The 7,714-nt window shown below is 42.3% G+C and carries 6 protein-coding genes and 1 other RNA gene; 2 read left to right on the top strand and 5 right to left on the bottom strand.

Translation table 11 applies throughout. The features are described from left to right. Positions 1-588: 588 nt before the first annotated feature. Positions 589-685: signal recognition particle sRNA small type (gene ffs, locus AN394_RS21735), an RNA gene on the bottom strand. A 136-nt stretch (positions 686-821) separates the two neighbouring features. After that, complete coding sequence (locus AN394_RS15575) at positions 822-1,685, bottom strand: DUF3014 domain-containing protein (RefSeq protein ID WP_054562026.1); 864 nt, start codon at positions 1,683-1,685, stop codon at positions 822-824. A gap of 134 nt (positions 1,686-1,819) precedes the next feature. Here AN394_RS15575 and AN394_RS15570 point away from each other — a divergent pair, with 134 nt between their 5' ends. Next, positions 1,820-2,965 (top strand): patatin-like phospholipase family protein, encoded by a 1,146-nt coding sequence (locus AN394_RS15570; RefSeq protein WP_054562027.1) that lies wholly within the window; start codon positions 1,820-1,822, stop codon positions 2,963-2,965. A 7-nt stretch (positions 2,966-2,972) separates the two neighbouring features. Here the strand turns inward: AN394_RS15570 and AN394_RS15565 are convergent, their stop codons facing one another. Continuing rightward, complete coding sequence (locus tag AN394_RS15565; protein ID WP_054562028.1) at positions 2,973-4,946, bottom strand: monovalent cation:proton antiporter family protein; 1,974 nt, start codon at positions 4,944-4,946, stop codon at positions 2,973-2,975. A 139-nt stretch (positions 4,947-5,085) separates the two neighbouring features. Here AN394_RS15565 and AN394_RS15560 point away from each other — a divergent pair, with 139 nt between their 5' ends. Next, complete coding sequence (locus AN394_RS15560; protein ID WP_054562029.1) at positions 5,086-5,982, top strand: GGDEF domain-containing protein; 897 nt, start codon at positions 5,086-5,088, stop codon at positions 5,980-5,982. Between the two features lie 25 nt (positions 5,983-6,007). On the opposite strand, the gene AN394_RS15555 is transcribed toward AN394_RS15560, so the two are convergent. Together AN394_RS15555 and tilS are read right to left on the bottom strand one after the other, a co-directional pair. Further along, positions 6,008-6,352: a hypothetical protein gene (locus AN394_RS15555; protein ID WP_055021944.1), complete on the bottom strand. Its 345-nt coding sequence runs from the start codon at positions 6,350-6,352 to the stop codon at positions 6,008-6,010. Beyond that, positions 6,345-7,655, bottom strand: a complete 1,311-nt coding sequence (gene tilS, locus AN394_RS15550; RefSeq protein WP_055021943.1) for a tRNA lysidine(34) synthetase TilS — start codon at positions 7,653-7,655, stop codon at positions 6,345-6,347. The genes AN394_RS15555 and tilS overlap by 8 nt, the downstream gene beginning before the upstream one ends. Between the last annotated feature and the right edge of the window lie 59 nt (positions 7,656-7,714).

Below are 7,714 nucleotides of genomic sequence, written 5' to 3'. Positions count from 1 at the left end.
GAAAACTGGCTCACACTTACTACTTCCTTTACTCGCTCATTTAAAAATACTGCAGGTAAAGAACAAGCAATCACAGCTTATACAAATCATATGAAACGAAAACGAAGAAGCTCTATTAGCACTAGTCGTGCACTATTTGCCTAAACCGAAACTCGAAAATGTTTAAAGTAGCCTTACCCTTGGGCTAAGCTTGCCCAAAGTCAGGCCCTAGTCAGACAATGCCCCACAAAATTTTGTAAACATAACATTTTGATGTACAGATTAATTTAGTTAATTAATTTTGAGCGACTAAACTAGTTGCTCTTAGAGTTAGCTATTAAAAACTTCTACTATAGTGGGTGTCTTAATAGTTTTTATAATCTGTACCTGACTGACAGTGTCTCCTTCAAATCAATCATGTACATAAAAACGAAGTTCACATTTTTAATGTGTGTGTGTCTAATTAACTCTAAAGTGGATGTCTCGATAACTTAAAAAAACATACTTAAAGTTAAGTTTAATTAATACAGAATAAAAAAGAGTTCTAAAGAAAGCTTTAAAATGGAATTTAAATGAAGAAAGTCACCCAAAGGAGATTTTGGGTGGCAGTCTTACCAGCCGCATCTCGGCACACACGTCACACGCTGTGGCTGCTCCCTTCCGGGCCTGACCAGGTTCACCTGCTAGTGTTGCGAGAGGACCAATAAGACTACCATTGAGGGCCTTGTTTGGCGCGGGAGGGATTATCTCTACTTTTAGCCTGTTATTCAAGGGATATTCGAAAAAGAAAGTGCGATTGCATACTTGGTATACAATCGCACTGTCATTAAGGGGGTTATCGCTTACTTTTCAAGTTCAGCTTTGATGTTGCGCAGTGCTGCTTTCACTTTTTTCATATTTTCTGGGCCCATACGCAGTAATTGTTTTTGCGCATCAGGTAGGTTTTCCCACTCAGAGTAAGCATATTGATACGTAACTGAGTTGCGAACAAGTGGCATATCACCTTTTGGCTCTGGCGTATCAAGTAGTACGTCAATAGCCTCTTCTAGCGTGCCTGTGAATGCATCACCTTCGTAGCCAATTTCTGCATAAGCTTCGTTGATAAGTGGTTTGTATTCATCATACATACGAATTACTTGGGCCGCGCTCAGGCTGGTAAATAGTTTTACGTATGGCGTGTAGCGCTCATAACTATTTGGGTCGATTGTTAAAATGTCGCCCTCAATAACTTTAAATGACTCTTTAGGGCGCTCAACAGGTGCATGGCTTAATGCCACTTTACCTTTGGCGATGTTATCAACATACACAACACCACGGCGAATAAGATCGTCGGTCACCATTAAGCTCATCACTTGGTCACTTAGTAACTCATCCATACGGGCAACAACCACTTCATCGCTTTCATTTAACGTTGGTAATGGTTCAACTTCTGGAACTGGCTCTGGAGTGCGCTCTGGAGCAGTGTCCACTACAACTGGTTCTGGCTCAGGCTCTGTCACTTCAGACTCTGGTTCAGGCTCTTGGTACTCAACAACTGGCGCTTCTTCTGCAACAATATCTTCAACAACTTGCACTGGTTTATCTTCAGGCTTCAATAAAATAAACGCTGCCACACCAGCAACAAGAATAAGCACAACCACCGCAAAAATCAGGTTGTTATTTGATGAACCCTTTTGTACTTCAGGCTCTGACGAATGCTCTGACATAGACACTCCCTTAAAAATAAAACAGATAAAAATACGAAAAAACCATTTAGCCTTGAGCTAATCTTTGCTTCTTCTAGCTTAAAGACTTACAGTTGATAAATAAAGTAAAGACGCACAACTATTTAAATGCAACCATGAGCAGTAAGTTAAAAAAAACACAGCACTCTAAAATCGCTTTATTACTAACAGGTGGTGGCGCGCGAGCGGCTTATCAAGTTGGTGTGCTTAAAGCGATTACGCAAAGCATGCCTCGCACAGCACCGCTACCCTTTACTATTATTAATGGGACATCAGCTGGCGCCATAAATTCCGCTGCATTAGCATGTTATGCATCGTGTGCGCATTTAGCATGCAAAAAACTTGAATGGGTGTGGAAAAACTTTTCGACTTCTCAGGTTTATAAAAGCGACTTTTTAAGTGTGTTTTTGCATATTACTCGCAACATGCTTACGAGTTTTCAATCTGAACATATTAATCACCCACCTGCGAGCTTGCTAAATAATAAGCCTCTTAGAAAGTTACTACACGAAATACTCGATTTATCGCGTATCGAACGAAATCTACATAAAAACTACCTAGATGCAGTATCGATTACCGCTTCGAGCTATACCACGGGTGACTCTGTGGCCTTTTTTCAGTCACTTACACAAAAGCCGTGGCGCAGAGCAAAACGTGAGGGGCAAGCAACCCGCATTAATGTTGAGCACTTAATGGCATCGAGCGCTATTCCGATGGTGTTCCCGAGCGTGAATGTTTATAACCACTATTTTGGCGACGGCTCTATTCACCAACTTTCGCCACTGAGTCCGTCGGTTCACTTAGGTGCAGAAAAAATCTTTATTATTGGTGTTGATGAACCAAAAGAGTTGCACCCACCGGGTTACCAGCCTCATTACCCGGGCCTTTCTAATATTGCAGGTCACTTACTCGATAGCGTCTTTACCGACACGCTACAGTCTGATTTAGAACGTTTACAGCGTATCAATCGCACGCTGAGCCTATTACCTGCCCGCGACAAACACCAAGAGTTAAAACAAATCGAAACATGCGTGATCAACCCATCGCAAAACTTTAATGCAATCGCCGCTCAGTTTTATGATGACATGCCTATGGCAATCAAACTGTTACTACGCATGATAGGCGTGAAGAAACGTTCACAATCGAGTTTAACTAGCTACTTACTGTTTGAAAAACGTTATACCCAAAAGCTCATTGAAATTGGCTACCAAGATGGTCTTAAAAAGCTACCTGAAATTCGTAAATTCTTAGAGCTGGAGTAGCTATTAGCTACTCCATACCATCGAGTAAAAACCTCTCTACCCGCTCTACTCGGCGAGGCTTACCTTGCAACACTAAAATATCACCTGCCAATAAAATAGTTTGTGATGAAGGTGCGTCAATTTCTCGGTCTTGTCGGCGCAGCGCTCTAACCGACACACGGCGCTGCTCAAGTTTAAGCTCACTAATTTTCTGATTAACCGCATAAGCGTGTTCTGGCAGAGCTATAACATGTAAATACTCAAGCCTATCTGAACTTGCCTCTTCGCCATCGAGTTTATCGCCAGTGAAAAAGCCATTTAAAAACTTATAACGATTGCGCCGCTCTTTACTTACACGGCGAATGATCCGTGTCATCGGCACGCCAGACATATAAAGCACATGCGAAACTAACATGAGGCTTGCTTCAAGGGTTTCTGGTACAACCTCAGTAACACCTAGCTCTTTAAGTGTTTCCATCTCGGTATCATCGCGCATCCGTACCAGTATCTTCACGTCAGGAGCTATTTGCTTGATGGCATCAACAACAATTTGCGTTTGCTCAAAATCAGTAAAAGTAATAATGACTAGCCTTGCCCGCTCTACGCCCGCTGATTTTAAAATATCTTTTTGATTTACATGGCCAAAAATAACTGGCTCGCCAGCCGCTTTTGCTTCTTGCAATAAGATGGGGTTGCTCTCAACCGCGACGTATTCAATAGCTTCTGGTTTTAAAAAGCGTGCTACGGTTTGCCCCACACGAGAAAAGCCACAAATCACAATATGATTTTGATACAAGGGGCTACTTGTCGCAGGCTGCTGCCAATACTGCCCTGCATGGCTTAAAAGGCCAAGTTTTTTAAGAATAAGCGGTGTTTTTTCAATAAGGTAAGGCGTTAGCGCCATTGAAAGTACGCCAACTGCTATTAAAAACGAAGCTTGCTCTGAGCTTATCAGCAAATGCTGCGAAGCAAGTGCAATTAACACAAAGCCAAATTCTCCCATTTGCCAAAGCATAATACCCGCCGATACCGCATCTTGCTTACGCTCCCCCATCACTTGCGCAGAAATTGCGAGAACTGCTATTTTAAATAGCAATAAACCAATTAATACAGCGATGATCCAGTACCAACTATTAAGTACATAGAGCGCATCTAACTGCATACCGACGGTCACAAAGAATAGCCCCATCAAAATATCGCGAAACGGTCTAATATCGGCTTCTAGTTGGTGACGATAATGGCTTTCTCCTAACATCATGCCGGCTAAAAAGGCACCTAACGCCATCGATAAACCAAATAGGTAAGTCAGGCCTGCGGCAAACAAGGCAACCAATAAAGTCGTTAGCATAAATAGCTCATCGGTTCTTACCAGCGCTATTTCGCTAAACACTTTAGGCAAAATCCATTTACCTATGCCGAACAATAAAATACACACTAAAGCGCCTTTAGTGAGTGCAAGAGCCAATGCTCCAGCAATTTCTTCAGAGCCACTTTGAGCCAGTAGAGGATAGACAATGAGTAAAGGAACAACGGCAATATCTTGAAACAACAACACCCCTATTGCCAACTGGCCGCGGCGCTGGTTTAAATCTCCAGACTCTTTAAGTAACTTAACCACCACCGCCGTTGAAGATAGCGCCATTAAACTGGCGATGGTAAAACTATTTAAAAGGCTGTGCTCTAACAGCAGTAAAATCAGCATAAATACAATGCTGGTCACCACGACCTGCAAGGAGCCAAGGCCAAAAACAATATTTCGCATTGCCATTAAACGCGGCAACGAAAACTCAAGCCCTAAGCTAAACAGTAAAAATACAATGCCAAGTTCGGCAACAAAGTGCATTTCGTGGCTTTGCGCCATCCAGCCAATACCATGACTCCCCGCCAACACGCCGGTGGCAAGATAAGCAAGAATAGGTGGTAAACCAATTCGTTTGAAGAACCAAACAAATAATACGGCAGCGACGAGCAAGCCAAACACTTGAATCAGCACATTTTGCAAGCAATAAACTCCCTTCTACTTGATGATAAAGCTGTACCCTACCTTAAATATAGCAACCATCTGTTTTTCAGCCAGTTTAAAAATGTGGCACAAATCTCGCTAAGTATGAGTATCTAAACACTCCGGGGGGAGAATTATCATGGAAAATGTCCATATTTTGACGCAGCGGGTGTCTGCGCGAGGCGAGTTTCTGCCGTTTTCGGCAGAGCATTACCGAATAAATGAAACAAATAGTCCACACGATTTGGTCGCAAGATTACAAACTACGTTATCAATCGAAGAAATTTTGACAATTTTTGCCGAACACGCAAAACAACTGATCAATTTATCTGGATTACAGTTCCAATCTGCACTCGGAGTGTCACAAAGTGCTGGCAGCGATACCAGTCAAACACCGTACTCTTTTGATTTAGATATCGAAAGTGAACGCTTAGGGCAGTTAATTTATTTTAGCCAGTTCCCTATGGGTAAAGCGATTGAAGCAAAATTAAAGCAGCTTCATACAGCACTCGTTTACCCATTACGTAATGCGCTTATGTATACCCGCGTATTACGTTTAGCGACTAAAGATGCGCTAACAGGCTTAAACAACCGTAGTCAATTTAATGACAGCTTGGCACAAAAGCTAGAACGTTGCCGCCGTCAGCATCGTCCATTTAGTTTAATGCTGCTTGATTTAGATAACTTTAAACAAGTTAACGATAACTTTGGTCATAAAATTGGCGATGATGTACTGCAAGAATTTGCTAATGTATTACGCACTAGCGTGCGTGGCACTGACTCTATTTTCCGCTTTGGTGGAGATGAATTTGCATTATTAATCGACGACCCTGAATTCACCACTAATAAGGTAATTGCTGATCGTATTATGAGTTTGGTTGCTAGCTCAGGGTTGATGGCTCAATATGATGTAACATCAAGCATTGGTTATACACTCGCCAATAACCAAGACTGCGAAAACGAAGTGTTTGCCCGTGCTGACAAAGGTCTTTACAAGGCAAAAGCTGCAGGAAGAAACTGCGCAAGAGCTTACTAATTGAGTAAAAGCCTAGCATCCCCCGCTAGGCTTTTTTGTTTATAAATTTATAACCAAGTAATACTAACCAAAAACCAGCGAAGAAGCCGCTTAATAAGTAAAGCAAGGCAGCCATGGTGGTAAGGGGCGATACCATCACTAAAGCCAACGGCGTAAGTACGCCCAGAATAAAGAAAATACCGCCTTTGCCTGACCAGTAACCTAGCAGCAATAATGAGCAAACTAAGCCGCCAGCTAGTGCATAAAAAAGTGTATTTATTGTCAGCTCTGCATAAGCAAAACCGGCAACTACAGCTACTAGCACCGACAACACAAAGCCAAGTGGTGCCTTATTAACTAGTGATAAACCAACATGTGGTTGTTCACTCATAGAGTGTCTCCCATAGAATTCCATCTTCAACACTGTGCTGCTCACTAATAAAGTAGCCAACTACTTGCACAAGTTGATCGTTATAAAAAATTAGTGGTGTCTGCGCACGTAACCAAGGAGCTACTTTGGCATCTTTAAACCAATGCTTTAAAGTATTTGAGCCGGGTTTATGCAAAGGCTTTATACGCGCTTGTGGCTTATTAAATTCAACCCTTACTTGCTCATCCGGCTTTGGTTGTCTAATACCCTTACCCGCTTTCACTATTAGTTTTCGGCCACCAATCAGTTCAACGCTTTGCAAAGCAATATCCATCGCCTCAGGTATTGCCTGCTCTTTCACAAAGTACCAATGTTGCTGATGCCGACGAACATCGCCGCTTTGCAAACAAATTTTTAACTGAGCATCAGTTTTTGCCGTTAAACCTTGCTCAATAATTTGCTGTAGCTGATTCTCTGAAGGTAGTTGATGGGTAAACTGATTCAGCCACGCACGTACAAGGTTTGCTTGTCTGGGCTTACTAAACCCCGCAATTGCCTCGCAGCTTAAACCACCCTGTGAATTTTGGCAGTTTGTAAGGTCGCTTTGAGTATATTCATCGAGCAGTGATTGCTGCTTTTGTAACAGCCGAATACTGCGCGCTGCACTTTTTTCAAACCCTTGAAAACGCTCCGTTAAAATGGGCAGAACCTGATGACGTAAAAAATTGCGGTCAAAGCGCTCATCAACATTTGAATCATCGGTGATATGGGTAATAGCAAATTCACTGGCAAATTGTTCAATTTGCTCACGAGTGATATTAATCAGCGGTCTAAAACATACACGCCCAGACGCTAACAATCGCGTTTGTGGCATCGATGCTAAACCCTGCAAGCCAGAACCACGCTTTAGACGAAGTAAGAAGGTCTCAAGTTGATCATTTAAGTGCTGACCAAGCAGTATTACACTACCTGGTATACAGTTTTCGTCTAGTGCTTGGTAACGAGCCTCTCTTGCTTGTGCCTCAAGTGATGTACGCGAGCGCTCATAAATTTCAACGTGCACCGCTTTAAATGCGACATCGAGCTCTTCACACAGCGATTGGCAAAACCCCTGCCACTTATCAGCATACTTGCTCAAACCATGATTAACATACACAGCTTCAATTTTAAGTTCTGAGTGCTGCTGTTGAGCTTGTTTTATTAAATGTAACAATACAACCGAATCAATACCGCCAGATAAGGCAACGCTAAAGCTACTTTGCTGAGCGTTCAGTAAAGGCTGCAATTGTGCTAAAAAATGGTGGTATAAATCTGATGTTTGCATTTAAAACCAATGAGTATACAAGCGTCTTTGTTATCGGCATTATAAAACAAAAAAAGCCG

Source organism: Pseudoalteromonas sp. P1-26 (assembly GCF_001401795.1).
In the GTDB taxonomy this organism is placed as follows: domain Bacteria; phylum Pseudomonadota; class Gammaproteobacteria; order Enterobacterales; family Alteromonadaceae; genus Pseudoalteromonas.
The sequence above is the reverse complement of the archived record's forward strand: the minus strand, read 5'-3'. Positions and strand labels throughout refer to the sequence as shown.